This window comes from Kitasatospora sp. NPDC127067, from assembly GCF_042724755.1.
Classification (GTDB): domain Bacteria; phylum Actinomycetota; class Actinomycetes; order Streptomycetales; family Streptomycetaceae; genus Kitasatospora; species Kitasatospora lactacystinica.
Map to the genome: position 1 here is coordinate 117,136 of NZ_JBHXEM010000006.1, position 25,409 is coordinate 142,544.

The window sequence follows — 25,409 nt, forward strand, 5'->3', positions numbered from 1 at the left end:
GCGCCGTGCGGCCGAGCCAAAATCGAATACCGGCCGCCCCGCGTTCACCCTCCGGTCACGACGGGCGCCCCGGCGGGAACCGGCTCGCGCGCCGCCCGCACGCAGGCCCAGAGCACCATCGCGGCGCCGGGCAGCCGGGGACTGCGCTGTTCGGGTGCGACGATCCACCGGCCGGCGCCCTGCCCGGGGGAGTCCGGGCTGTTCACCATCCGCTGCAGGGGCGGCACGGTCACCGCGTCGCCCCTGCCGTGGCACAGCAGCGGCGGCACGTCCCGGGCCCACTCCTCCCAGGCCAGCAGCCGGCGCAGCCGGGGCGCGGCGCCCGGCTGGACGAACAGCAGCATCCGCCCCCGGTGGACGGCCACCGGCCCGCAGCCCGGTCCGGAGGCCCACAGCTCGTCCAGCACCCGGCGGCCGAACAGTGCCGGCATGCTGATCACGTCGAAGGCGCGCCCGCAGGGCAGCACCGACGGCGCCCAGGGGCGGCTCTCCCACAGGGCGCGCATGCTGCGCGGGTACTCGCTGGCGGAGGCGAGCCAGGCCTCCCCGGCCGCGCCGACGTACTCCACCGACGGGTGCATCACCGACGGGTATGTCGCCGACGGGTACGTCACCGACTGCTGCGTCACCGACTGCTGTGTCCAGATCTCCACGGGGAGCAGCCTGCGCGGCGCCCGCCCGTGCCGGGACGGAAAGCACGGTTCGCCGGACAGCGCGGCGGGGGACGGCGTACCCTTCCCCGCCGCGCATATGCCAGCGGCCCGTGTCCGGCGGACGGGCGCGGGGCTCAGTCCTCGTGCCGGCGCGGCTGGAGCAGGGTGCGGCCGTACTCGATCATCTTGGCGGCGTAGTCCGGGGTCCAGTCCGCCCGCCGGGCGACCTCGGCGTCGGACAGCGCGTCGAACCGGCGCGGGTCGGCGAGTTGCGCGGCGGCGACCGCCTGGAAGTCCGTGGCCCGCTCGGCGGCGGCCCGGAAGGCCAGGGCCAGTTCCGTGGAGCGGCGCAGCAGCTCCGCCGGGTCCTCGATCGACTCCAGGTCGAAGAATCGTTCCGGCTCGGGTTCGGCGGACTGCGGCTCGAACAGCAGCTGCACCGGACGCAGGCGCCTGGTGGGCTCGGACGACTCTGGGGAGTCGGGCATGGACGGACACCTCCGGGTCTCGGGTGGGGGTGGAAGGAATCTGCTCCGGGCTGCGCCGCCCGGTCGTGGCCGCCGTCCATTGTCTCGCGGCGGTGGCCGGTAGCGGAACGGTGCGCACGCGAGCGCTATTCCCCGGCTCGCGCCGGGCGTGCGCCTCCCGCGCCGCGCTTCCGGATCGCATGCGAACCGGTTGTCCCGGTGTACCCGGTCGTCCGACCGAGCTGGAGGGAACCCCCATGCGTGTGAGAAGAGGCCCCGCGGCCCTCGCCCTGTCCGTCCTGTCCCTGCCGGGCGCGCTGTTCGCGGCCGCCGCCGTCGCCCCGCCCGCCGCGGCCGCCGAGACGGCCCTGGTGGTCACCGGGGAGCCGAGCGGCGCGGACGGGGTCTCGACGGCGACCTGCCCGTCCGGTACCCACCTGACCGGCGGCGGCTACCGGCTCCAGCCGGACGCGGACGGCCCGGTGCGCGCCACCGGCCCCACCGCCGACGGGCGCGGGTGGAGCGCACAGACGGAGCGGGGCCCGGTGGTGGCGTTCGCGGTCTGCGAGACCGAGGACTGACACCGGCGGCTACCTCAGGCGGACCCGGTGACCGCCCAGGTGGTGCAGCACCTGGTGGTTGGCCTCCCAGCCGTCCGGAAAGGTCACCGGCACGCCCAGCTGCACCGGCTCGGTCGCGGGGTGCTCGTCCAGCAGCTCGGCGATCCCGGCCCGGGCCACCACGATGCAGGCGTGCCGGTGCCGGGAGGCGAGCACGCAGAGCCGGCCGGTCTCCAGGTGGAAGGCGGTCGCGTCGGGGCGCCCGGAGAGCGGGTGCAGCACCACGGTGACGTCGTACTCGCGGCCCTGGAGGCGGTTGGCGGTGTCCACCGTGACGGCCGGACCGGCCGCGCCGTCCACCGGCACGCCCGCCTTGAGCAGCGCCGCGCGCACGGCCGCCGCCTGGTCCCGGTGGGCGGTGCCGACCGCGACCCGGTCCGCGGTGAGCGGGGTCTCGCCCTGCTCGGAGTGGGCGGTCAGCCCCCGCTCCAGCAGCCGGCGGACGGTGGCCGCGACGGCCGCCACGGCCTGCGGGTCGGTCCGTACGGTGTGCCGGGCGGGCAGCTCCAGCAGGGCCCAGCCGTGCTCGGCGGCCCGGTCGATCACCGCGTCCAGGGCCGAGCCGTCCGGGCGCACGGAGGCCGTCAGCCGGCGGTCGTCCGGGCCGGTGCCGGAACGGAACGGCGTGTACGGGTAGAAGGCCCGCGAGATCAGCGGCGCGGCGCTGGCGGGCAGCCGCCAGGAGACCGGCAGCCGGTGCGGCTCGATCTCCGGGTTGTGCGCCAGCATGGTGACCACCGCGCTGCCGGACGGGTCGTACGACAGCCCGGCCCACTGCTCGGTGCCGACCACGGTGAACGGGTCCAGCTGGCCCGGGTCGCCGACGAACAGCGCCCGCTCGAACAGCCGGGCCACCGCGAGCAGGGCGTCCGAGCGCATCTGGTACGCCTCGTCGACGATCGCGTGCCGCCACGGGGCCTCGGCCCGCACCCACTGCCACTTGGCCGCGGTGGAGATCACCACGTCGTGCTCGACCAGGTCGGCGACTTTGTCGGAGGGCGTCACGTTGGCGTGCTTCAGCACCTCCGGGCCGGGCCGGGAGTCCGCGGCGTGCAGTCGGCCGATCGTCAGCTCCGGTGCCTTCCCGGCCAGCCGGCCGACCAGGTCGTCCACCTGGCCGTTGGTCTGGGCGACGATCATCAGCCGCTCGCCGGCCTCGACCAGCTCGCGCGCGGCCCGCACCACGAGCGTCGACTTCCCGGCGCCGGGCGGGGAGTCCACCACCACGCCGCGCGGGGCGCCGGCCGGCGGCCGGACGGTGGCCGCCAGGATCCGGGCCACCGCGGCGTCGGCGGCCTCGCCCGGGGCCTGCTCGGGGGTCATCGGACGGCTCACTCCCACTCCTCGGAGACGGACGGGGCGGACGGGGCGGGTACGGGCGCGGCGCCGGGCGGGCCGCCGTGGGTCCAGGGGGTGTCGTCCGGCTCGGGCAGCGGCGCGGACTGGCGCACCGTCAGCTCGAACAGGGTGAAGGTGACCGACTCGCCGGGCTCGGGCAGGCTGCCCGGCTCCGGCTCCTTCCGGCGGCCCATGCCGGAGAGCACCCGCAGGGTGAGGGTGCCCCCGGCGGTGTCCACCGCGACGATCTCCGCCTTCTGCGCGGACGCGCCGTGCACGCGGTGCACCTCGCGGCCGAGGTCCGCGTGCGGACGGTCGGCGGTGCGCAGGGTGACCAGCGGGCGCGGCTTGGGGGAGCGGCCGGTGGTGTCCCAGTCCGGCACCACCTCCGTGACCACGCCGCTGAACGCCTCGCCGGCCAGCCGGTGCTCGGCCATCGCCAGCGGGTCGTCCAGCGCCTCCTGGACGTCGAGCCGGGCCTGCTCGCGCTCGCGCTGGGCGAGCTTGCGGGCCGCGGTGACGGCGTCGTCCTGCCGGGGCTGCGGCGGCTCGCCGGCCGCCAGCCGGTCCCGGTGGCCGGTGTAGGACCAGCGGTCGCCGGTCCAGCGCTCCTCCAGGTGACCGGCCGGCGGCAGGGTCCGCAGCAGGTCCAGGCCCTGCCAGACGTCCCGCCAGGTGGGCAGCAGGACGGTCGACAGCGCCTCCTCCAGCGCCGTCACCGCGGCCCGCACGGCCGCCCGGGCGCGTGCGGCGGCGGCCTCGTCGCGCTGCTCGGTGCTGTGCTGCAGGGCGCCCACCGCGGAGTCGTAGCGGGTGATCGCCGGGGCGAGCACGAACTCGTCGAAGCGGGGGTCGGTCGTCGGCCCGGCCGGCGGGTGCAGCAGCTGCCCCCGGTCGTCCCGGGCGGACTCGGCCAACTCGGCCGCCTGCGCGCCGGTCAGACCGGCCGGCGGGTGGTGCCAGGCGAGCCGGGCCGCCAGGTGCTGGTCCTCCAGGTGGCTCTGGCCGGTCGCCCAGTGCCGGGCCAGCAGGCCGGTCATCGGCAGCAGCAGCGAGGACCCGGGCACCTGGGCCCGGTCGGTGAGGTGGGTCAGCCAGCGGCCGAGCAGCGGCACCCGGACCGGCGCCGGGTACGGGCCCGGCTCCGCGTCCTCGGCGGTGCGGCGGAAACGGGTCGAGCGGCCGATCAGGGCGAGGTGGTGCACGCCCGCGCCGTTCGGCACGATCAGCTGCGGGGCGTCCGCGCACAGCTCGCGGAACACCTGGGTCTTCTCGCCGCTCTCCGGGTCCTTCTCGGAGCCCTCGATCTGCTCGACGTCCTCGGCGAAGGACTCCAGGTACGGCAGCAGGTCGGCCGCCAGCTCGGCCAGGAAGTCGAACCGCAGGGTGCGGTTGAGCGGCTGCGGCACCAGGTGCAGCCGGGGCGCGTCCCGGTCGGTGCCGAGCAGCACCGCGAGCGGCGCGCCGGACTCGCCGGCGGCGGTCAGCGGGACCAGCACCATCGGGCGGTCGGACAGGTGCCGGTGCCGGACGGTGGCCAGCGGCTCGGCCCGGCCGCTGCGGACGGCCTCCAGCCGGGCGAGGGTGGTGAGCAGACTCATGCGCCCGCCCCGCTTCGCCCGGCGGTGCTCTCGCGGCCCTCGGCCGGGGCCGCTCCCGCGTCGCGCCCGCTCATGCGACGGCCCCCGGGGCGCCGGCTCCGGCGGCCGTGGCTGCCGCGGCCGCCGCTCCCAGGGCCTCGGCGCGCAGTGCGGCCGCGTAGGCCAGGCGTTCGGCGGCGTCGTCCGCGCCGTCCAGGTCGTCGCCCTTGGTGCCGGCGGCGGCCAGCGCCCCGGACACCGTCCGGATGCTGCCCAGCTCGCCGCGCACGCCCCGGCCGAGCTGCTCGACCCGGTCGTCGCAGCGGGCCCGGGCACGGCAGTGGAAGCCGAGTTCGCAGGTGGAGAGGCAGTCCGGGCTGTACGCCGCGGGCACCGCCTCGACCGAGGCGGCCAGCTGCGCGGTGGTCCGGGCCGGCGCGCCGTCCTCGTCGGCGGCCAGGTCGAAGCCGGCGTCCGGCGGCAGCGCCTCCAGCAGCCGGCCGATGCCGGTCATCCGGCTCAGCTGGCGCCGGGTGGTGGCCAGTTCGCGGCGGACGTCCACGGCCACCGCGGTCGGCCGGTTGCCGAAGTCCTTCGGGCAGACCAGCAGCACGCTGGTGCGCGGGCTGCCCGCGAGCCGCTGCTCGGTGTACGGGTCCTCGGCGAGCGGCTGCCCGGCCGCCGCGGCGGCGGCCTGCTGGAGCGCCAGCACGTACACGGCGGCCTGCCGGGCGGCGGCGCCGACCTTGGCCGGGTCCGCGCTGCCGTCCAGCACCGGGAAGGACTTGATCTCGACCACGGTGCACCGCCCGCCGTGCACCACCAGGGCGTCCGGCTCCAGGTAGGCGGTGCTGCCGGCCACCGCCAGGCGCAGCATCGGGTGGTCGAGCAGCGTCCAGGCCTCCGGGTCGGCGGCGGCCCCGGCCAGTGCCTCGGCCGTCCGGTCGGCGCGTACGGCCGGGCCGGAGCGGTGCAGCAGGTCCGGCACCCGGAGCGGGGCCCGGTCGTCCGCCGGGAGGCCCAGGTGGTGGCGCAGCGGCTCCAGCAGCGGGGCGTAGCCGTCCGCCTTCAGCCGGGACTCGAAGATCACGCCGCGGGCGATGGCGAAGGGGGACTGGCCGAAGGGGGCGGGGCGGCCGAGCCGGGCCGCCAGCGCGGACTTGTCCACCCCGGCCGCGTCGAGCACGGCGCGGCGGTGGCAGCCCGGATTGGCGGCGAGCGCGGCGAGGGAGCGGGCGTTCAGACTGCGTTGCGGGGCCGGTCCGCGCAGCTCCGCGAGCCGCTGGGCGAGCGGCTCAGCGGGCCCGCCGGGCGGGACGTTCGTCGAGACGTTCATGGTGCGGCCCAGTGTCGCATCCGGGTCCGACAACGCGGTGCGGACCGGCCGTTGGACGACCGGGCGGCACGGCGGTCGACACGCCGGCCGGTGCACCGGCCGGCACCCGGGGCGGCCGTGGTCGGACCCCCGGCGGACCGCGCCGGCCGGCGTGCGGCCGCGCCCGCCGCCACGGCCCCGCGATCGTGGCCGCCGTCCGGGTGGGGGATCATGGAGCCCGGTGCTCAATGGTGAGACCGACCGTTGCCACCGCCCTGCTGTCGCTAGGAGCCCCCATGCCCGCCCGCATCGTGCTGGTCCGCCACGGCGAGACCGAGTGGTCCGCCACCGGCCGCCACACCGGCCGCACCGACATCCCGCTGACCGAGGAGGGCCGCGCGATGGCCCGTGCCCTCGGTGCCCGTCTCGCCAAGGCCCCCTGGAACGGGCTGCCGGACGCGCTCGTCCGCACCAGCCCGCTCGGCCGGGCGAAGGAGACCTGCGAGCTGGCCGGTTTCGGCGACCGCGCCGTGGAGCGCCCGGAGCTGATGGAGTGGGACTACGGCGCGTACGAGGGCCGCACCGGCGCGGACATCCGGGCCACCGACCACCCCGGCTGGCTGATCTGGCGCGACGGGGTGCCCGGCGGCGAGAAGCTCTCCGACGTGGCCGCCCGGGTGGACGCCTTCCTGGCCGGCCTCAACGAGGAGCACGGCGTCCCGGAGCCGGACACCACCGTGATGCACTGCGCCGACCGGGACGTGGTCCTGTTCGCGCACGGCCACCTGCTGCGCATCCTGGCCGCCCGCTGGCTGGGTCTGCCGCCCGAGTTCGCCCAGCGGTTCAAGCTCGGTACGGCCGCGCTCTGCGTGCTGTCCTGGGAGTACGGCGCGCCGGCGGTGGAGATCTGGAACGACCTGTCCCACCTGGACGGTCCGACCGCCGGGCACTGACCCCGGGCGGGCGCCGACCGCGCCGGTTCCCGGTCCGCCGGGCGGCCCGGGGCTTCCCCCGGGGGCCTGCCCGGGCCCTGTGCGGGTCCTACGCGGCCGCCGCCCGGTCGTAATCGGTCAGGAACCGGCGCACCTCGGGCACCGCGACGTGCCGGCGCAGCCGTCCCGCGGTGTCCGCGAGCATGCTCCGGATCCGGGCCGAACCGACGGCGTCGAACAGCGCGACGGCGGCCGAGCCGTGGTGCGCCGCGCCCGCCAGGTCCCCGCGGCCGAGCCGGTCGTGGGCCAGCTCGGCGGTGTACAGCACCCGGTTGCGGACGAAGTGCGGCTCCTGGAGCGTTATCGCCAGCACGGCCTGCTCGCTGGCGCGGTCCCAGTCGCCGAGCGCCGACCAGCACTGCGACTGGAGCCCGGCGATCTCGGCCTCGCCGAAGAAGGACATCCACTCCGGGTCCCGCGCACCGGGGCCCCGGTCGAACAGGGCGTACGCCCGGCCGAGGGCGCGCTCGCAGGAGGCGCGGTCCTGGAGCAGGGCCCAGGCGCCGGCCTCGCGCATGGTCAGCAGGGCGAGCAGCCGCTCGGAGTCCAGCTCCCGGGCGGCGACCTGCCCGGCCTGGGCGGCGCGCAGCGCCTCGCGCGGGCGGCCGGCGTCCCGGGCGAGGAAGGCGCTGTTGCAGAAGACGTGCGCCTCCAGGCCGGAGTCCCCGGCCATCCGGGCGGTGGCGAGCGCCTCGGAGTAGAACGAGCGGGCGTCCGCGAGACGGTTCGAGTCATGGGCCAACCAGCCGACGGAGATGGCGAGTTCACCCGCCCCGGCCTGGAGCCGGCGCTCCGTCTCGGCGCTGTACTCGCACTCGTTGAGCAACACGTAGGCGTTGCGCAGCGACCGCCCGGCGAGCTCGTACAGGGCGTCGGCGCCGTGCGCGTCGTCGGCCAGCCGGATCTCCCGGACGGCCTGTTCGACGCCGAACACCTCGGCGGCGCCGACCCGGCGCGACGGCGCCACCGGCCCGGGGCGGCCGGGCACCAGCGGTTCGCCGCCGAGCAGCGACGGTGCGGTGAACTCCGCACCGGGGAAGGCGCCTCGGCCGGTGAGCGCACCGGAGGCGCCGTCGGCACCGGCCTGCCGGCCGGTGGCCGATGCGGGTCGGTCGATGCCGATCACGGCGGCCAGCGCGGTGGTGCCGCCGGCCAGGAACGTACGGCGACGCACGTCGTCGTTCTCCTCGTCGAGATAGGGCGATCCATCGGGCCCCCGGGGCGCCGTCCCGGGACTCGGCCAGGGGAGCCCGTCAGGAGCGGCTGGATCCGCGTACGGCGAGGCAGCGTACGGGAGTTGAGTGGAGAGTGGTGAGCGCGGGGCGGGCGGGGGCGGGAACGTCGGGTGGAGCGGAGGCGGTTCGCTCCACCCGACGGATCCGGCCACCGGGCGGCGGCGGACGGAGGTCCGGGGGGCGAAGCCGAGGTCGGTGAGCGTGCGGTCCGGCCACATGTGCCGGAACACCCGCTCGTAGGCGTAGTTGGGGCAGCGGATCTCACCGGATTCGACCCGTCCGACGTAGCGGGCGTCGCAGGACACGTGCTCGCCGATCTCGCGGGCGGCCCTGCGGACGGCCGTGGCGAACTCGCCGGGTGAACGGTCGCCGCGCAGCGCGCGCATCACGGGGTTGGGGGACGGTCGGTTCGGCTCGGCCGGTGGGGTGGCTGCCATGGCGCCGAGAGTACTCGGAGTCACCGAGCGGCCACATTCGGTTGGCAGGACATTCAATGTCAATACAGGGCAAAAGGGGCGATGTTGCTGGGTATCCGCCATGAAATGCCATGCCTTGCTGTAATGCGCCCCGTGGCCTGCGGCGCTGGCCCCGCGTTGTCCTGGTACGCGGAAAAAGCCCATGCCGTCGCCCCGGCCCGTCCCAGCCCGGCGGCCCCGCCCAACGGCTGTGCTTCCGGACCGACGAGGTACAGGAGAGCCCATGATGGCCACCGGACTGCCGCAGTACCGACCCGTCCGCGGGGGAGTGCTCGCCGGCGCGGCTCCCGCCCTGCTCCCCGAACCCGCGGACGACCGGCACCCCGGCCGGGGACCGGTCGAGGGCGGCCGCACCCCCTGCGGCGGCCGCCGGCGCGAGCGCACGACCCCCGACGAGGGGACCTCCGTCACCGCCTGCGACACCGTGACCGTCGCCCTGCGGCACGGCCTGGAAGCCGTCGACATCCTGAGACTGCGCCGCGCCTGCGGAGCCGTCCTGCAGAGCCGAAACGGCAGCACCGTCTCCTTCCTCGTCCCGGCCGGCACCTGGGAGACCTGGCACCTGCCCGGCAGCTCCTGTACCGCGGGCGCGCTCGTGCCCGCCACCACCGACCCGCGCTGGGTGATCCCGCCCTCCGGCGCCGGCCGCACCGCACGCCCCACCGACGCCTGGGTGCTCCGCTCCGCCCTCTGCGAGGCCGCCTGCACGCTCACCGCAGGCGGCCTCGGCCCGTTCTAGCGGGCGTGCCGCGCGGATCCCGCCGGGCCCCCAACCTCCGGCCGGGTCCCCGGGGCACGCCCCTGACCTGTGGGTGTTCCACCCCGACGGCGATAATGGCCGGTATGGGACGAAGCAGCAGAGCCGCGCGCGGCCCGGAACCGGCGGCCACCACCGGACCGGACGGACGCACCCACGCCCAGGGCCCGCTCAGCCGCCCCGTCGGCTCCGGCCTCGCCGAACTGCGCCCCGACCGCGACCGCCCCGCCGCCTGGTCGCTGCTGATCGACGGCGCCCCGCAGTCCCTGGTCGACCTCGCCGACCCCACCCACCTCGGCTTCGAGTACCAGCGCCGGCTCGGCCACCTGATCGACCTGGTGGCCCCGCCCGGCCGCCCGCTCACCGTCCTGCACCTCGGCGGCGGCGCCCTCACCCTGGCCCGCTACACCGCCGCGACCCGGCCGCGCTCCCGCCAGCAGGTCGCCGAGATCGACACCGCGCTCACCGAACTCGTCCGCGCCGAACTCCCCCTGGACCGCGGCTGGCAGATCAAGGTGCGCGGCGCGGACGCCCGCAGCGTGCTGGAGCGCACTCCCGAGGACAGCGTCGACCTGGTGATCACCGACGTCTTCTCCGGGGCACGCACCCCCGCCCACTGCACCACCGTCGAGTTCACCACCCTCGCCGCCCGGGCCCTCGCCCCCGGCGGCTGGTACGCCGCCAACATCGCCGACGGCGGCGCCCTGCCCTTCGCCCGCTCCCAGGTCGCCACCCTCGGCGCGGTCTTCCCCGAACTGTGCCTGATCGCCGACCCCGCCGTGCTGCGCGGCAAGCGCTTCGGCAACCTCGTCCTGGCCGCCGCCCACACCCCCCTCCCGGGCGCCGACCTCACCCGCCGCGCCGCCTCGGACTCCGCCCACGCCCGGGTCGAACACGGCCGCGCCCTCACCGACTTCGCGGCCGGAGCCGTTCCGGCGACGGACGCCACGGCGGCCCCGTCCCCGGAACCGCCGCCGGGGGTGTTCCGCTGACGGCCGCGGTCCGGCGCCTCCAGCGGTGAACCCGGCAGCGCCGTGCCGCCCGCCGAAAATCCGTTGGCGGACGACCGGATCGCGACCGACAATGGCGCTGCCGTCCGGCCACCGACCCGAGGGAGCGCCATGGAGATCAGACCGGCCCGGCCGGACGAGGCCGCGCTGCTCACGGGCATCGCCCTGCGGTCCAAGGCGTACTGGGGCTACGACGAGGCGTTCATGGCCGCCTGCCGGGCGGAGCTGACCGTGGACGCCGGCGTGATCGAGCGGTCGGCCACGGTGGTGGCCGAGCACGGCGGGCAGGTGCTGGGGTTCGTCTCGCTCTCCGGCGGCCCGCCGACCGGGTCGCTGGACCAGCTGTTCGTCGAGCCGGAGTCGATCGGCCGAGGCGTCGGCCGCGCGCTGTTCGAGCAGGCCCGGGGCCTGGCCGTGGAGCTCGGCCTGCGCCGGCTCACCATCGACTCCGACCCGAACGCCGAGCCCTTCTACCTCGCGATGGGTGCCACCCGGATCGGCAGCGTCCCGTCCGGCTCGATCCCGGGACGCGAACTCCCGCTGCTGGTCCTGGACCTGGCCGCGCAATAGGCGGGCTGCCGTTGCCGTTGCCGTTGCCGTTGCCGCTGTCCCGGCCCGCGCCCGGCGGCGGGAGGCGCCTCGGCGGCCCCGGGGCGCGCGCAGCCCGACGCCGCGGCTCGACCGACCCGGGACCGTTCGCTGCCGGAGTGGCACCGAGTCCCGGGCCTTCGGTCCTCGGCCGGGCGGTGCCCCCGCCTGTGCCTCGCGATGCGCGTACCCCGGCGTCGGCCCGCTCGTTCTCCGGGTGGACGGCGGGAGTTCGAGTTCAGTGCCCGCGTGGCAGCCCGCGGTGCTTCCACATGGCCGCCCCGGTGAGCAGCAGCCCGGCGGCGATGGGGGCGAGGACGGCGGTCGCGGTGGCGGAGCCGTCATGGGAGGTGGCCGCCGTGGCGGTGTCGGCGATGGCCACCGTCGCGGGCGTCCGGCCGAGGCCGGCTCCGGCGAGGGCCGTGGAGTCCGCCGGCCGGTCGGGCTCGGCGGCGGGTCCTGCCTGGTCGACGGTCGTGGCCGTCGCCTCCTGGACCAGCGCTCCCTCCGCGGCCCGGTGCTGCCGGGGAACGGCGGGAAGGGTGCCGTCGGGTCGGCGGCGGGCGGCGGAGGACAGGCCGGCGGGTCCGCCCTCGCGGGAGGCGCGGGGGTCGTCGGGCCGGGCCTGGGCGGGGAGGGTGTCGAGGAGGCCGGAGGCGAGCGCGAAGGCGTCGGGGACGGCCGCCCGTTGGCCGGGCAGGGGAAGGCCGCCGGCCCGGATGCGATCCTGGAGGGTGCCGCCGACTGCGCCGATTGCGCCGACTGCGCCGATGGTCCCGTCGGTCGGGCCGTTGCCGGCCGGTTCCCCGGCGGTCCCGGGGGAGCGGTCCGGCGGGCCGCCCGCCGAGGGCCCGGACCCGACGGGACGTTCGGCTGACTGCCTGTCGAGGGCGGGTCCGTCGAGCACCGGCCGGTCGAGTGCCGGGGTGCCGTGCAGCGCGCGCCGGACGGTGGGCCGGGCCGGGTCCGGCGGTGGGTCGGCGGCGGCCGCGTACGCCCCGGGGACGCCGACCCCCCAGAGCTGCGTGAGCAGGGCTCCCGCGGCGGCGACGACCCGGGGGCGGGGCAGCCACCGGGCGATCCCGCGGCGGGCACCGGCGCCGCCGCGAGGGGCGGGTTCCTGGGGCTTGGTCGCGTGATTGGCTCGCACGTGAATCGAGAACGAGCGGCCGGGTGGTGAGGTCACGCCCACCGTCACGGACGGTCATCGCGCGGGTGGCCCCGGGGCCGGCGCTCCCGGGGCCAACGGCCGCGCGGTGGTCAGGAGTTGGGGCGCAGGGTCCAGGTGACCGTCATCACGCCGGTGACGGCGCCGTCGGCGCGGGTGATCTCGACGGTGACCGGGAACTCGGGGCGGCCGCCGGCGTCCAGCTCGGCGACGATCTCGGCGGCCGGGCGGCCGAGCACGGCGGTGGCGGTGACGTCGCCCATGGCGAGCTTCTTGTACGCGATCTCGGCGTTCACGGCGAGCGGCACGGCCCGGGACAGCTGGTCGCCGAAGGCGGCGAGCACGATGCAGCCACTGGCGGACTCGGCCAGCGTGAACATCGCGCCGGCGTGCGGGCCGCCGACGTGGTTGTGGTACGCGGGCTGGTCCGGCAGGCGGAGCACGGCCCGCTCCGGGGTGGTCTCCAGGTAGTCCAGGTTGAGGGTGTGCGCCATCGGCACGGTGTCGTCGAGCAGCTTGCCGATCGTGGGTGTGGTCATGGCGACGATGTTACTAGCCGGTAGCTTCCGGCGGCAGGGGGTCGGCCGGAAAGTCGACCCGGCGGGCATGTGTGAGGGAGCGCACATCCGGGCGGGGGGCGTGAAACTGAGGCCGTGCACAGCTGAGGGAACGCGAAAACGCCTGAGGGGCCGATCTCTTGAAGAGATCGGCCCCTCAGGCTCTGGGGTGAGTGACGGGACTCGAACCCGCGGCCACCTGGACCACAACCAGGTGCTCTACCAACTGAGCTACACCCACCATCTGTCCGGTCCGTTCCCGCTCTCGCGTTCCCGTTCCGACAGGAAGAACTCTACAGGATCCGAGAGGGTGCTCGCGCCAGGGTTTCGATCCGGCTGACGCGGGCACCTTCTCCGACCCTCCGGCGGGGTTCCGCCGGGCCGTTCCGGGAGCGGACCGGCCCGGCGGCCCCGGGTTCAGCTCGCCGGGGACCGGTACTTCCCGGCGATCGCCCGCGCCGTGTCGGCGTCAGGGCCGGGCTGCGGGACGAACACCGCCTCGCGGTAGTACCGCAGTTCGTCGATGCTCTCCCGGATGTCGGCGAGCGCCCGGTGGTTGCCGCCCTTCTGCGGGCTGTTGTAGTACGCCTTCGGGTACCAGCGGCGGGCCAGCTCCTTGATCGAGGAGACGTCCACGATCCGGTAGTGCAGGTGCTTCTCCAGGGCCGGCATGTCCCGGGCGAGGAAGCCGCGGTCGGTGGCCACCGAGTTGCCGCAGAGCGGGGTCTTCCCCGCCTCCGGCACGTGCTCGCGCACGTAGGCGAGCACCCGCTCCTCGGCCTCGGCCAGGGTCACGCCCTGCTCCAGCTCCTCCAGCAGCCCGGAGGCGGTGTGCATCTCGCGCACCACCTCGGGCATGTTCGCCAACGCCTCCGCCGGCGGCCGGATGATGACGTCCACGCCCTCGCCGAGGATGTTCAGCTCGGAGTCCGTCACCAGCACCGCGACCTCGACCAGGGCGTCCCGGTCGAGGTCGAGGCCGGTCATTTCACAGTCGATCCATACCAAACGGTCATTCACACAACTCACCCTACGGCGCGATCACGCGCCGCGGGGACCGGTGGAGCCGAGCGGGGTGCCTCGGCCTGGTGCTCCTCCGGCCCGTCGTGCGTACCGGGGCCGTCCGGGTGCTCGCCCTCCCGGCCGGCCCGGACCGCATGGCCGTCCCGTCCGGCCCGGACCTCGCGCGCCGCCCGGGCGCCCTCGGCCGAGGGCCGGCCGGCCGCCTGGCCGCGGACCTGCGGAGGCCGGGCCTGGCGACCGCGGAGCTCACCCGGTCCGGAGCCCGGCTGCCCGGCCGGGGCCGGCATCCGCCCCGCGGCCGCGCCGTGACCGCGCCCGGCCGCACCCGGCTCGTCCGCGGGCCGCTCGGCCGCGCTCCGGTGCCCCTGGCCCTGACCGCGGACCCCCGGCTGCGGGAGACCGTCCTCCGCCGCCGCGTGCTCCGCGGTGCGCGGCGGACGTCCGGTCCCCGCCCCCGGTCCGGCCTGCGCCGGAACCACCGGCGGCCGCAGCGGACCGCGTCCTGCCGCACCCTGCTGCCCGGGGTGCGACTGCTGCGCGGCCTGCTGGTGCGGGTACGGCTGACCGGCCCGGACGTGGAAGGGCTGGCCGGTCGGCGTCCCGACCTGGCCCGGACCGAACCCGCCGGGCTGGCCGTGCGCTCCCGGCTGCCCGTGACCGATCTGCTGCCCCTGCTGGCCGTGCGGCACCGGTTGCCCGTGCTGCCCGACCGCGAGCGGCGCCCCCGGACCGGCCGGGAACGGCTGCGCCGACGGCACACCGTGCGCCCCGCCGAACAGCGGCCCGCCAGCCGGCGCGACCGCGCCCGCCGGGTGCGGCAGCGCTCCGGGCAGCCGCAGGTCGCCGAGCGCACCGGTCGGCGCGCTCGGCTGCTGACCGGGACGGCGGGCCCGGTAGCTGGTCCGGTATGCGGCCGGGGAGACCCCGAGCTGGCGCCGGAAGTGCCCGCGCAGCGCCACCGGCGAACGGAACCCGCACCGGCGCGCGACGTCGTCCACCGACAGCTCCGAGGTCTCCAGCAGCCGCTGTGCCTGGAGCACCCGCTGGGTGATCAGCCACTGCAACGGCGCGCTGCCGGTGAGCGTGCGGAACCGCCGGTCGAAGGTGCGCCGGCTCATGTACGCGCGAGCCGCCAGCACCTCGACGTCGAACTGCTGGTTGAGGTTCTCCAGCGCCCACGTGACCACCTCGGCCAGCGGGTCGTTGCCGATCTCCTCCGGTAAAGACTGATCGATGTACTGGGCCTGTCCTCCGCCGCCGCGGCGGCTCGGCACCACCAGGCGGCGGGCCAGCGCGTTGGCCGCCTCGGCGCCGTGGTCGCTGCGCACCACGTGCAGGCACAGGTCGATGCCGGCGGCGGTGCCGGCAGAGGTCAGCACGTCGCCGTCGTCGACGAACAGCTCGCGCGGGTCGACGTGGACCCGCGGGTAGCGCTTGGCCAGCGTCGGCGCGTACATCCAGTGGGTGGTCGCCGGGCGGCCGTCGAGCAGACCGGCGGCGGCCAGCACGAAGGCGCCGGTGCAGAGCCCGATGATCCGGGCACCCTCGTGGTGGGCCTTGCGCAGGGCGGTGATCGCCTCGACCGGCGGCGGCTGGGAGATCGAGCGCCAGGCCGGAACGACGATCGTGCCGGCCCGGGCGAGCGCCTCCAGGCCGTACGGGGCGGAGAGGGTCAGGCCGCCGGTGGTGGCCAGCGGCCCCTCCTCGCCGGCGCAGACCAGCAGGCGGTAGCGGGGCACCCCGGCGTCCTGGCGGTCCACGCCGAAGACGGAGAGCGGGATGGAGCTCTCGAAGATCGGGGCGCCGCCGAAGATCAGCACGGCGACGGTCTCCCTGCGGCGCCGGCCGGACAGCTTGCGCGGGGCGGAGGACGTCATCGGGGTCGGGGAGCCGTTCGCGCCGGGCCCGCCGTGGCCCAGCGGGCCGTGGCCGGAGCCGAGGGCGAGGCCGCCGAGCGGACCGCCGCCCGGGCCGGCGGCGGAGGCGCCGTTCAGGCCCGGGGTGCCGCCGCCGTAGCCGGGGTGGCCGGAATGACCGGGGTGGCCGGCGTGGCCAGCGTGGCCGGGATGGCCTCCGTACTGGCCGGGATGGGCGAGGTGCCCGGTGTGGCCGGAATAGCCCGGGTGTTCGCCGCCGTAGGACTGGCCGGGACTGACGGGTCCTCGGCTGACGGGCTGTCCGCCGAACGGCGACTGTCCGCCGAAGGCGGGCTGGCCGCCGTAGGGGGACTGGCTCCCGTAGGGCGTCGCCACGCCGTGGTCCGCGGCGGTCGGCGTCGCACCGGGACCGCCGCCGGCGCCCGCCCCGGGGGAGGGCACCGTGGAGTACGAGGAGTGCGAAGCGGCGCCCTGGGGGCCGGAGGTGCGGGTGGTGGCGATCGCGGTGGTGCCAGTGCCTCTCGCGGACCGACCCGCGCCGCCGGCCGCCGCCTGGCCGCTGTCAGGACCCGCGTCGCTCCTGCTCACCCTGCTCAAGGCGCTCAAGCCCCCTCGGTGGTGTGGTGTGGGTGGTGCGGCACTGCTGGCCAAGATCGAAATCTATCGGGTGGACCATTGCCGTTGTGACAAGTTCACCATCCGACGCTATGTCGACATGGCAATTTGGCGTGATGCATTCGATCACGAAGCGTGGCACCCGTCGACCTTTCTGGGAAGAGGGCCGGGGCAACGGTGGCTGGTTGTCGCGGGACGGTTCCTGGGGCGTCCGGCTCCGGTGCGCCCGGCCGGCTGGTCTGGGCTGCGGATTTGCCCAAGCGGGAGGGATCGGCGCGAAATTGACCGAAAATCGGCGGTGCACGAGGGGGCGCACGGGGAGAAGTCGTGCGCCTCCCAGGCTTCATCCGGCCAAGCCCAGAACGGGGGAACCGGGAACCGGACCGCCGGGTTACGGTCCTGCCGTGAACACCAGCAGCCGGCTCGAACGGGCCAACGACAACGCCGCCGCCTTCTGGCTCGCCCAAGCCCGAGTCCACGGCTGGCAGTCCCGCACCCGCCCGGGGCTGACCGCGGTCCGGTGCGCCCGGACCCCGGACGACGCGCACCGCATCGTGGTGACCCGCCCCTACGACGAACCAGCGTCCTTGGCACAGGAGTTGGCGGACCTGATGGCCGAGTGGTCGACCATACGCTGCACCGTGGAGGACCCGTACGACGGGCTCGACCTCACGGGCCTCGGGGCCACCCGGATGCCGCTCATGCCGGTGATGGTCCGGGACCCAGGACCGGTCGAAGGCGCGACCGCCGTCCTGCCCGCGGTCTCGGAGGCGCGCGGGGGCGGGGTCCTGACGGTGGATGAGGCGCGGGACGGCGACGGCTTCGCCATGGTCGAGCGGGCCATCGTGGAAGGCTTCCCGTTGCCCGCCCGACAGCCCTGGGTCCGGGGCCGAGCCCTCCCGGAGCAACTGCTGGACGTACCCGGCTGGCGGGGCTGGCTCGGCCGCGTCGACGGCGCGGTGGCGGGCACCTGCCTCACCTATGACGACGGCCGGGCCACCGGCGTGTACTGGGTCGCCACCCTGCCCGACCGGCGCGGCCGGGGCGTGGCCGGCGCCGTCCTCCGGACCGCGCTGGCCCACGCACACCCGGACCGCCCGGCCACCCTGGTCGCCACCTCGCTCGGCGAACCGCTCTACCGCAAGCTCGGCTTCGTGGAGCAGGCCCGCACCTGCTGGTGGACCCGCACGTCGGCGGAGCCGGTGGGGTAGCCGGAGCGGGGCGGTGGCTGCCGGGTGCGGGTGCCGGGCGGTGGCTGCCGGGTGTGGGTGCCGGGCGGTGGGCAGCGGGAAGGGGCGCGGTGGCGCTGGGGTGCGGCACGGGGACGGCGGGGACGGCGGGGACGTGAAGGGGGCGTCCGGGCGCTACTGGGCGGCCGCCACGGCCGACACGGCGGCTGCGGACGCGGTGGTCGCCGAGCGCGATGCGGAAGGTGCGGACGATGCCGTGCCGGGCGCAACGGTGAGGGCGACCGGGGCGGGTGCGGCGCCGTCGGGCCTCGGGCGGACGGTCGTGGCTGCGGTCGTGGCTCTGGCCGTCGCTGTGGCCGTCGCTGCGATCGGTGCGGGGCGGAAGCCGTCCGAGGCCGGGCCCGGCCTGCCGGCCGCACGGGTCCCGGAGTCCGCTCCGGTGTCCGTGCGGGCCTCGGCGATCACGGCAAACCCGCCTGATCGGTTTCGGACACCGGGCCCGCCCGCGGGGGCGGGCTCGCCGGCCGGCCCGGTCGTTGCGGAAACGGATGCGCTCGGGCCGTCCAGGGCGGCCATCGCGGGACGTGCGCCGGACCGTGCGCCGACCAGCGCCGTCGCGTAGCCCGGCATCCCCGCTGCCGTCTTCCGGAGCGGCCCGTCGGAGCGGACGCCCGGTCGGGGCGAGGGCGCGTTCCGTGCGGCGAGGACCTGGCCGACCGCCTCCGGCAGGCCGGCCGCCTTCAGCGTCGGCCGGTAGCCGCTCTCCGCCCACGGCCGCCCGTGGTGCAGCCAGACGCTGCGCAGCCCGGTCAGTTCGGCACCGGCGATGTCGGCGGGCGCGTGGTCCCCGATCATCCAGGTGTGTTCGGCCCAGTCCCCGGTGGGTGCGATGCCGCACCGTTGGGCGGCCATCTCGAAGATCAGCGGGTCCGGTTTGACGCAGTCGGCCTCCTCGGAGATGACCCAGCCGTCGACCAGCGGGCCCAGTCCGGTCCGCCGGATCTTCTCCAACTGCGGCCGGGTGCCGCCGTTGCTGACGATCCCGAGCGTCCACCCGGCCGTCCGGGCGGCTCGCAGCGCCTCGATGTGCCTGGGCGGGCAGTGGATATGGGAGTTGATGCCGCGTCGGTAGTGGGCAATCAGGAAGTCGGCGGAGTCGTCCAGCCCGTAGCGGCGCCGGACCGCCGACAGTACGGTGCTGCGCGGAACGTATCCGCCGCCGTCGAGGGTGACGAACCACTCGAGGTCGCCCGGCGGGAGATCGTGTTCGGACAGGAAGTCCTGCGCCCAGGCCCGGTAGGCGGCGTCCCGGGGCAACAGGGTGTTGTCGAGGTCGAACAGGAGCAGGGGCATGCCAAGCATGGTGCCAGCGGCCGAGCCTATGCACCTGGCAAATGCCAGACGGCGTCGCGAAGCCGTACGGAGTGGCCGAAACGGCCTCCGTACGCCTGCGGCGGGCGGTGACGCGCGGGCCGTCCGGGGCTGTTGGGGCAGGTCGGACGTCACGGTTCGCGACGCGCCGCAACGGATCGTCGCCGATCCATGACAGTCCGGTCACGGTGTCCCGTGGGGCTGTTGCGCCGCCCGGTCCGCTCAGTCAAGCTCCAGGGAACCTCCTTTCCGGAGGGGGCGCGATCGCCTGTGGGCGGGGCGCACTGCCTCGGCGGGCGCATCCCCCTTTCGCGGGAACAACGTCGCTCAGGGGCTTCCTCGCTGGGCGGGGCCCCAGGCCCGTCGTACTCTGAAAGGAACAGGTCACATACGGTGCTGCGCGGCGCAGACCGACGTCATCCCGTGGGCGGGCCTGCTGCCCGGGCAGCGTTGTTCTCCTCTCCTGTCGGCCCCTCTCCATCGAAGAGCCGTGAGCCATGGCTGGTTTTGAGCATCCCCGACCGGTCGAACCGGACACGCCCCGCAGCGTGGGCCCGGCGGGCGGGTCTGCCTGCGACCGTCCCGACGGACCGGCCGAAGTCCGCGCCGACCGGCACGGTGACGACAGCCGTGATCGCCGCAGTGGCCGCCTCGGTGAGGGCCGCGAAGGCGGTCTCGACGACGGCCGCGGCGGTCGCCACGGCGACGGTCGCCACGGCGACGGTCGCCGGGACGGCGGCGCGGGCGGGTCTGTCGGCCCGCGAGCCGATGAACGAGTCGATGAACGAGCTGACGCGCGCGCCGAGGCCCCGGGCCGCGTCCCGGGCGTACGGACGGGACGCGAGCGAGCCGACGCCGCCGAGGAGCCCGAGGCGGCCCGTGCGGTTCAGCCGACCGGCGCGGTCCAGCCGACCGACGTGGCCCGGCCGGCAGAGCCAGGGGAGTCCGGCCCGGGGCGTGACGGCCCGCCGGGCTTCGCGCGCGCTCTGCGCGGCCTCGCCCGTCGGGGCAGCCTCGCCCGCCGTGAGCGCCAGGGGCCCCGCCAGCGGCGTGGCGAACCCCCGGCCGACCCTGCCGGGTCTTCGGTGACGGGCCGCCTGGGCCCGGGCGCCGAGCGTCCGGAGGCGGCTGCCGGCGCGGCCGGCCCGCTGGGTGGCCACGCCGAGCCGTCCGGGCAGGAAGCCCCGGCGCCGTCCCTCGACCCGGTGTTCCAGCACGGTGTGGTGGTCGGCTTCGACGGCTCGCTGTCGAGCGAGCGCGCTCTCGCCTACGCCGTCGGCATGGCGCGCCGTTCGCAGTGCGGTCTGGTGATCGTGCACGTCGCCAACCGTCTGCCCGCCACCGTCTGGGCAGGCTGCGAGCCACCCGTCTTCGTCGACCTCCCCGACCACCGGACCGAGGTCCTCGGCCTGGAGCTCGCCTGCGCGGACTTCCTCACCGGGGTGCCGTGGATCCTGGTCGAGCGCGGCGGGGACATCTGCCACGAGATCGAGGAGGTCGGTCGTGAGTACGCCGCCGACGCGATCGTCGTCGGCACGACGCACGGCCTGCTCGGCAAGATCTTCGGCTCGGTCTCCGGACGGCTGGCGCGGCGGGCCAACCGTCCGGTGATCGTGATCCCCTGAGGTCTCTCGTTCCCGAGGCTTCTCACGAAGCCTCCCCGAGGTCTCCTCCTGCTGCCTCCTCCATCGTCGGGCTCCCCAACTCTTTGTGCGGGGAAGCGCGTTGAGTGGTACGTGACCCGGTGGGCGCGGCTCAGGAGGTGACCATCAGGGTGTGGTCGTCACGAACCGACGCCGAGTTCCCGGGCGATGAGCATGCGCTGGACCTCGGACGTGCCCTCCCCGATTTCCAGGATCTTGCAGTCGCGCCAGAAGCGGGCGACCGGGAATTCGTTCATGAAGCCGTACCCACCGTGGATCTGGGTCGCCTCGCGGGCGTTGTCGACCGCGGCCTCGGACGAGTACAGCTTCGCGATCGCGGCCTCCTTCTTGAACGGTTCACCGTGCAGCAGCCGGGAAGCGGCGTCCCGCCAGGCCAGGCGGGAGGTGTGGGCGCGCAGTTCCATGTCGGCAAGCTTGAACTGGATGGCCTGGTTGGCGCCGATCGGCCGGCCGAAGGCCCGGCGCTCGCCGGCGTACTTCACGGACTCGTCGACGCAGCCCTGGGCCAGGCCGGTGGCCAGGGCCGCGATCGCGATGCGGCCCTCGTCGAGGATCCGCAGAAACTGGGCGTAGCCTCGGCCACGCTCGCCCAGCAGGTTGGCCGCGGGAACGCGGCAGTCGGTAAAGGACAGTTCGCGGGTGTCGGATGCGTTCCACCCGACCTTCGAGTACTTCTTCGAGACCTGGAATCCGGGGGTCCCGGTGGGCACGATGATGGAGGAGATCTCCCGCACAGGCGAGCGGAATTCGCCCTCTTCACTCGAACGAGCGATCGGTTCGGTGAGTGCGGTGACGGTGACCAGACCGGTGATGTCGGTACCGGAGTTGGTGATGAAGCACTTGGTCCCGTTGATGACCCACTCGTCGGTGGCCTCGTCGTAGCGCGCCGTGGTGCGGGTGGCCCCCGCGTCCGACCCGCCCTCCGGCTCGGTGAGGCCGAAGGCGCCGAGGAGTTCGCCGGAGGTCAGCCGGGGCAGCCACTCGCGCTTCTGCTCCTCGGTGCCGAACCGGTAGATCGGCATCGCGCCGAGCGAGACGGCGGCCTCCAGGGTGATCGCCACCGAGGAGTCGACGCGGGCGAGTTCCTCCAGGGCGAGGCCGAGGGCGAAGTAGTCCCCGCCCATGCCGCCGTACTCCTCCGGGAAGGGCAGGCCGAAGAGCCCCATCCGCCCCATCTCCCGGACGATCTCGTAGGGGAACTCCTCCCGCTCGTAGAACCCGCCGATCTTCGGCGCCACCACGTCCTGGGCGAACTCGGCGACGGTGCGCCGCAGTTCCTCGTACTCGCTGCTGAGCCTGTGGTCGAGCATGGTGATCCTCCTGGCGCCCGGCCGGGTCGGCCGCGGACGTGAGCGGGGTGACCGGCGTCCGTCGGACGGTGTGACGGACGCGCGGTGTGATGTGAGGGACGGGTTCGGGCGGTGCGGGTGGTGCGCGGCGCCGGCCGGGTTGCGGGCGGTCGGCGCCGGGACGGGTTCGGGCGGGTCAGCTCCCGGTGGAGCCGAGCAGCGCCTGGACGGCGCGGGAGGGGCTCGGGCGGCCGAGGCGCTCGGCCATCCAGCCGCTGGTCGCGACGAGCGCGCGAAGGTCGACGCCGGTCCGGACGCCGAGCCCGTGCAGCATCCAGACCAGGTCCTCGGTGGCCAGGTTGCCGGTGGCGCTCTTCGCGTACGGGCAGCCGCCCAGGCCGCCCGCCGAGGCGTCCACCGTGGTGACGCCCTCGCGCAGTGCCGCCAGGGTGTTGCTGAGCGCCTGGCCGTAGGTGTCGTGGAAGTGCACGGCGAGCCGGCCGACCGGGACGCCGGCCCGCTCGAAGCCCGCCAGCAGGGCGGTGACCTGGCCCGGAGTGGCCACCCCGATGGTGTCGCCGAGGCTCAGCTCCGCGCAGCCCTGCTCCAGCAGCTGCACGCCGTACCGGACCACCCGGTCGACCGGGACGGGACCCTCCCACGGGTCGCCGAAGCACATCGAGAGGTAGCCGCGGACCGCGACCCCGGCCTCGGTGGCCCGGGCCACGACCGGGCGGAACATCGCCATGGCCTCGTCCGCCGAGCGGTTGAGGTTGCGGCGGGCGAAGGTCTCGGTGGCGCTGGCGAACACCGCGATGTCGGAGGCGTGGTGGGCGAGCGCGCGGTCCAGGCCGCGCTCGTTGGGCACCAGCACCGGCAGCCGCAGGCCGGGGTGGCGCTCCGGCAGGCCGGCGAGCCGGGGGAACAGCTCCTCCGCGTCGGCCAGCTGCGGTACCCATTTCGGGTGAACGAAGCTGGTGGCCTCGACGGTGCGCAGCCCGGCGGCCGCGAGCCGGGCGATGAACTCGGCCTTCACCTCGACCGGCACCGAGGACTTCTCGTTCTGCAGGCCGTCGCGCGGTCCGACCTCGTGGATCCGGACCGCCTCGGGCATGCCGGGGGCGCGGACCGGGTCGGGCAGGCCCAGGTCGAGGGCGTCGGGTTCGCGGGCGGGGGCGGGGGCGGGGGTGGGGGTGGTCACGACCGGACCTCCGCGGGCTCGGCGGGGGCGGCGACCGGGTCGGCCGCCGCGTCCTCGCCCGCCGCCTCCTCGACCGGGGTGACCACGACCAGCAGGTCCTCCATCGCGACGGTGGCGCCGGCGGCGGCCCGCAGTTCGCTCACCACGCCGTCGTGCGGTGCGGCGATCACGTGTTCCATCTTCATGGCCTCCAGCACGAGCAGGGGCTGCCCCTTGCGGACCGTCTCGCCCGCCGTGGTCTTGACGACGGTCACGGTGCCGGGCATCGGGGCGGTGAGGGCGCCGTGGTGCGCCCCGGCCCCGGCGGCGCTCTCGACGACCGGGTCGTAGGCGTGCAGCGGCCAGGCGTCGCCCTCGATGCCGAGCCAGGTCACCGGTCCGGCGGCGAGGCCGGGGGTGGCGTCGGTGGCCAGTGAGAACGTGGTCCGGAGGCCGTCGACGGTCAGGTGCAGCCGGTCGCCGGCCAGGGTCGCGCGGGCGCGGTGCGCGGGGCCCTCGTCGAGCCGGAGCTCCACCTCGCGGGTGGTCCCGGCGGAATTGTCAGTGGCATCGGCTACGTTGCCCGCAGTGATCGAACGGATGCGCACCGCCACCGGGTCCTGGCCGGGGGTACGGAGTCGGTGGGTGGTCCAGGCGGGGGTGCCGCCCAGGCGCCAGCCGGAGGGAAGGGAGAACGGGTCGGTCCAGCCGTCGGGGTCGGCGGCCGGGGTGAGTTCCAGGTGCCGTGCCAGTGCGGCCGCGTAGTAGAGGAGGTGAGCGGGTGACGGCGCTTCGACCGCCGCGGTCGGGTCCGCCGCGGCCGCGTCCGGGGTGATCGCGTTCGCGGGGGAGTGCGGCGAGGTGAGCAGGGCCGGCTGCTCCTGGGCCGTCCGCTCCACCAGGCCGGTGTCCAATCGGCCGGCGGCGACCTCGGGGTGTGCGAGCAGTCGGCGCAGGAAGCCGGTGTTGGTGGTGATGCCCAGGATGCGGGTGTCGGCCAGCGCCGCGCGGAGTCGGCGCAGCGCGGTCGGGCGGTCGGGCCCGTACGCGATGACCTTGGCGAGCATGGGGTCGTAGGCGCTGGTGACGACGGTTCCGGCGGCCACTCCGGAGTCGACGCGGATGCCCTCGCCCCGGGGCTCGTCCAGGGTGAGGATGCGGCCGCCGGTGGGCAGGAAGTCCCGTTCCGGGTCCTCGGCACAGATGCGGGCCTCGATGGCGTGGCCCAGGAAGGAGACGTCGGACTGGGTGAAGGAGAGCGGTTCGCCGGCGGCGACGCGCACCTGCCACTCGACCAGGTCGAGCCGGGCCGAGTCCGCGCCGACCGCGACGGCGAGTTCGGTGACGGGGTGTTCCACCTGGAGGCGGGTGTTCATCTCCATGAAGAAGAAGTCCCGAACCCCCTCGGCGTCGGAGGCGGCGGCGGGGGCGTCCGGGTCGATGCCGGGGACGATGAACTCCACGGTGCCGGCACCGGTGTAGCCGCAGGACTCCGCGGCGCGGACGGCCGCGGCGCCCATCGCGGCGCGGGTCTCGGCATTGAGGAGAACGGAGGGAGCCTCTTCGATCACTTTCTGGTGGCGGCGCTGCAGGCTGCACTCGCGCTCGCCGAGGTGGACGGTGGTGCCGTGGGCGTCGGCCAGCACCTGCACCTCGATGTGGCGCGGCCGGTCGACCCAGCGCTCCAGCAGCAGGGTGTCGTCGCCGAAGGCGGTGCGGGCGACGCGGCGGGCGGCGGCGATCTCGGTGGGCAGGTCGGCGCGGTCCCGCACGAGCCGCATGCCCTTGCCGCCACCGCCGGCGGACGGCTTGAGCAGTACCGGGTAGCCGATCTCGTCGGCGGCGGCGACGAGTTGATCGTCGGTGGGCGCGGTGGCCTGGCTGCCGGGGACCACCGGGACACCTGCGGCCCGGACGGCCTCCTTGGCGTTGATCTTGTCGCCCATCAGCTCGACCGCACCGGGAGGAGGTCCGATGAAGGCGAGGCCCGCGTCGGCGCAGGCGCGGGCGAAGCCGGGGTTCTCGGCGAGGAAGCCGTAGCCGGGGTGGACGGCCTGGGCGCCGGTGCGGCGGGCGGCGTCGAGGATCCGGTCGGTCCGCAGGTAGGTCTCGGCCGCCGAGCTGTCGCTGCGGTCGGCCGGGCCGAGCCGGACCGCGACATCGGCCTCGCGGACGTGCGGCGCGTCGGCGTCCGCGTCGCTGAACACGGCGACCGAGCGGATGCCGAGCCGCCGCAGGGTGCGGATCACCCGGAGGGCGATCTCGCCGCGGTTGGCGACCAGAACTGTGTCGAACATGGGAGGCGTTCCTCCGGGTCGAGGGGAGCCGTACGAAGGAGGTGGCGGTGGGCGGTCGGGGGGGGGGGCCCGGGGGGGGGGGGCCCCCGGGGGGGACCCCCCGGCGGGGGGGGGGGAGCGCGCCGGGGGGGCACCAGGCGGGGTCAC

21 protein-coding genes, 1 tRNA gene and 1 pseudogene are annotated in these 25,409 nt (G+C 75.7%); 7 read left to right on the forward strand and 16 right to left on the reverse strand.

Annotated features, from left to right (window positions below):
• Positions 1 to 44: 44 nt before the first annotated feature.
• Both ACFWJ4_RS04610 and ACFWJ4_RS04615 read right to left on the reverse strand, forming a co-directional pair.
• The gene (locus ACFWJ4_RS04610) at positions 45 to 581 is read right to left on the reverse strand and encodes a bifunctional DNA primase/polymerase (protein WP_380539140.1); all 537 of its coding nucleotides are present in this window, start codon (positions 579 to 581) and stop codon (positions 45 to 47) included.
• A gap of 206 nt (positions 582 to 787) precedes the next feature.
• Positions 788 to 1,141 (reverse strand): hypothetical protein, encoded by a 354-nt coding sequence (locus ACFWJ4_RS04615; protein ID WP_074005111.1) that lies wholly within the window; start codon positions 1,139 to 1,141, stop codon positions 788 to 790.
• Positions 1,142 to 1,377: 236 nt separating this feature from the next.
• On the opposite strand from ACFWJ4_RS04615, the gene ACFWJ4_RS04620 reads away from it, so the two are divergent.
• On the forward strand, positions 1,378 to 1,701 hold the full coding sequence (locus ACFWJ4_RS04620) for a hypothetical protein (RefSeq protein WP_380539092.1): 324 nt from the start codon (positions 1,378 to 1,380) through the stop codon (positions 1,699 to 1,701).
• A gap of 9 nt (positions 1,702 to 1,710) precedes the next feature.
• On the opposite strand, the gene ACFWJ4_RS04625 is transcribed toward ACFWJ4_RS04620, so the two are convergent.
• The 3 genes from ACFWJ4_RS04625 to ACFWJ4_RS04635 form a co-directional block, all read right to left on the reverse strand.
• Entirely contained in the window at positions 1,711 to 3,063 is a 1,353-nt protein-coding gene (locus ACFWJ4_RS04625) for an AAA family ATPase (RefSeq protein ID WP_380539141.1), read from the reverse strand.
• Between the two features lie 8 nt (positions 3,064 to 3,071).
• Complete coding sequence (locus ACFWJ4_RS04630) at positions 3,072 to 4,679, reverse strand: hypothetical protein (protein WP_380539095.1); 1,608 nt, start codon at positions 4,677 to 4,679, stop codon at positions 3,072 to 3,074.
• A gap of 70 nt (positions 4,680 to 4,749) precedes the next feature.
• Positions 4,750 to 5,994 (reverse strand): hypothetical protein, encoded by a 1,245-nt coding sequence (locus ACFWJ4_RS04635; protein ID WP_380539098.1) that lies wholly within the window; start codon positions 5,992 to 5,994, stop codon positions 4,750 to 4,752.
• Positions 5,995 to 6,269: 275 nt separating this feature from the next.
• On the opposite strand from ACFWJ4_RS04635, the gene ACFWJ4_RS04640 reads away from it, so the two are divergent.
• On the forward strand, positions 6,270 to 6,926 hold the full coding sequence (locus tag ACFWJ4_RS04640) for a histidine phosphatase family protein (protein WP_380351442.1): 657 nt from the start codon (positions 6,270 to 6,272) through the stop codon (positions 6,924 to 6,926).
• 88 nt (positions 6,927 to 7,014) lie between these two features.
• On the opposite strand, the gene ACFWJ4_RS04645 is transcribed toward ACFWJ4_RS04640, so the two are convergent.
• A complete protein-coding gene (locus ACFWJ4_RS04645; protein WP_380539101.1) occupies positions 7,015 to 8,637 on the reverse strand; it encodes a tetratricopeptide repeat protein in 1,623 nt (540 codons plus the stop codon).
• Between the two features lie 262 nt (positions 8,638 to 8,899).
• Between ACFWJ4_RS04645 and ACFWJ4_RS04650 the strand changes: the two genes are divergently transcribed.
• The 3 genes from ACFWJ4_RS04650 to ACFWJ4_RS04660 all read left to right on the forward strand — a co-directional run bounded on the left by ACFWJ4_RS04650 (position 8,900) and on the right by ACFWJ4_RS04660 (position 11,013).
• Entirely contained in the window at positions 8,900 to 9,415 is a 516-nt protein-coding gene (locus ACFWJ4_RS04650; RefSeq protein ID WP_380539104.1) for a hypothetical protein, read from the forward strand.
• A 104-nt stretch (positions 9,416 to 9,519) separates the two neighbouring features.
• Complete coding sequence (locus ACFWJ4_RS04655) at positions 9,520 to 10,425, forward strand: spermidine synthase (RefSeq protein WP_380539107.1); 906 nt, start codon at positions 9,520 to 9,522, stop codon at positions 10,423 to 10,425.
• A gap of 129 nt (positions 10,426 to 10,554) precedes the next feature.
• Positions 10,555 to 11,013, forward strand: coding sequence for a GNAT family N-acetyltransferase (locus ACFWJ4_RS04660; protein WP_380539110.1), 459 nt, complete (start codon positions 10,555 to 10,557; stop codon positions 11,011 to 11,013).
• A 256-nt stretch (positions 11,014 to 11,269) separates the two neighbouring features.
• Here the strand turns inward: ACFWJ4_RS04660 and ACFWJ4_RS04665 are convergent, their stop codons facing one another.
• The 5 genes and pseudogenes from ACFWJ4_RS04665 to ACFWJ4_RS04685 form a co-directional block, all read right to left on the reverse strand.
• Positions 11,270 to 12,181 (reverse strand): hypothetical protein, encoded by a 912-nt coding sequence (locus ACFWJ4_RS04665; protein ID WP_380539113.1) that lies wholly within the window; start codon positions 12,179 to 12,181, stop codon positions 11,270 to 11,272.
• Between the two features lie 110 nt (positions 12,182 to 12,291).
• Positions 12,292 to 12,738, reverse strand: coding sequence for a DUF4442 domain-containing protein (locus tag ACFWJ4_RS04670; RefSeq protein ID WP_359908975.1), 447 nt, complete (start codon positions 12,736 to 12,738; stop codon positions 12,292 to 12,294).
• 183 nt (positions 12,739 to 12,921) lie between these two features.
• Positions 12,922 to 12,997 (reverse strand) — tRNA-His (locus ACFWJ4_RS04675).
• Positions 12,998 to 13,173: 176 nt separating this feature from the next.
• Positions 13,174 to 13,776: an oligoribonuclease gene (orn, locus tag ACFWJ4_RS04680; RefSeq protein WP_359908973.1), complete on the reverse strand. Its 603-nt coding sequence runs from the start codon at positions 13,774 to 13,776 to the stop codon at positions 13,174 to 13,176.
• Between the two features lie 638 nt (positions 13,777 to 14,414).
• Positions 14,415 to 15,656, reverse strand: a pseudogene (locus ACFWJ4_RS04685) (helix-turn-helix domain-containing protein); the annotation flags it as partial.
• 1,019 nt (positions 15,657 to 16,675) lie between these two features.
• Here ACFWJ4_RS04685 and ACFWJ4_RS04690 point away from each other — a divergent pair.
• Entirely contained in the window at positions 16,676 to 17,482 is an 807-nt protein-coding gene (locus tag ACFWJ4_RS04690; RefSeq protein ID WP_380539116.1) for a GNAT family N-acetyltransferase, read from the forward strand.
• 153 nt (positions 17,483 to 17,635) lie between these two features.
• On the opposite strand, the gene ACFWJ4_RS04695 is transcribed toward ACFWJ4_RS04690, so the two are convergent.
• Positions 17,636 to 18,814: an HAD-IA family hydrolase gene (locus ACFWJ4_RS04695; RefSeq protein WP_380539119.1), complete on the reverse strand. Its 1,179-nt coding sequence runs from the start codon at positions 18,812 to 18,814 to the stop codon at positions 17,636 to 17,638.
• A gap of 434 nt (positions 18,815 to 19,248) precedes the next feature.
• Positions 19,249 to 20,049 carry a hypothetical protein gene (locus tag ACFWJ4_RS04700; RefSeq protein ID WP_380539146.1) on the reverse strand — a complete coding sequence of 267 codons (801 nt, stop codon included), beginning with the start codon at positions 20,047 to 20,049 and terminating at the stop codon, positions 19,249 to 19,251.
• Between ACFWJ4_RS04700 and ACFWJ4_RS04705 the strand changes: the two genes are divergently transcribed.
• Positions 19,981 to 20,457, forward strand: coding sequence for a universal stress protein (locus ACFWJ4_RS04705; RefSeq protein WP_380351429.1), 477 nt, complete (start codon positions 19,981 to 19,983; stop codon positions 20,455 to 20,457). The genes ACFWJ4_RS04700 and ACFWJ4_RS04705 overlap by 69 nt on opposite strands.
• Positions 20,458 to 20,615: 158 nt before the next feature.
• Here ACFWJ4_RS04705 and ACFWJ4_RS04710 read toward each other — a convergent pair whose 3' ends face one another.
• The 3 genes from ACFWJ4_RS04710 to ACFWJ4_RS04720 all read right to left on the reverse strand — a co-directional run bounded on the left by ACFWJ4_RS04710 (position 20,616) and on the right by ACFWJ4_RS04720 (position 25,262).
• Positions 20,616 to 21,806 carry an acyl-CoA dehydrogenase family protein gene (locus ACFWJ4_RS04710; RefSeq protein ID WP_380539122.1) on the reverse strand — a complete coding sequence of 397 codons (1,191 nt, stop codon included), beginning with the start codon at positions 21,804 to 21,806 and terminating at the stop codon, positions 20,616 to 20,618.
• Positions 21,807 to 21,981: 175 nt separating this feature from the next.
• A complete protein-coding gene (locus ACFWJ4_RS04715; protein WP_380539143.1) occupies positions 21,982 to 22,899 on the reverse strand; it encodes a hydroxymethylglutaryl-CoA lyase in 918 nt (305 codons plus the stop codon).
• Between the two features lie 83 nt (positions 22,900 to 22,982).
• The gene (locus ACFWJ4_RS04720) at positions 22,983 to 25,262 is read right to left on the reverse strand and encodes a biotin carboxylase N-terminal domain-containing protein (RefSeq protein ID WP_380539125.1); all 2,280 of its coding nucleotides are present in this window, start codon (positions 25,260 to 25,262) and stop codon (positions 22,983 to 22,985) included.
• Positions 25,263 to 25,409 lie beyond the last annotated feature (147 nt).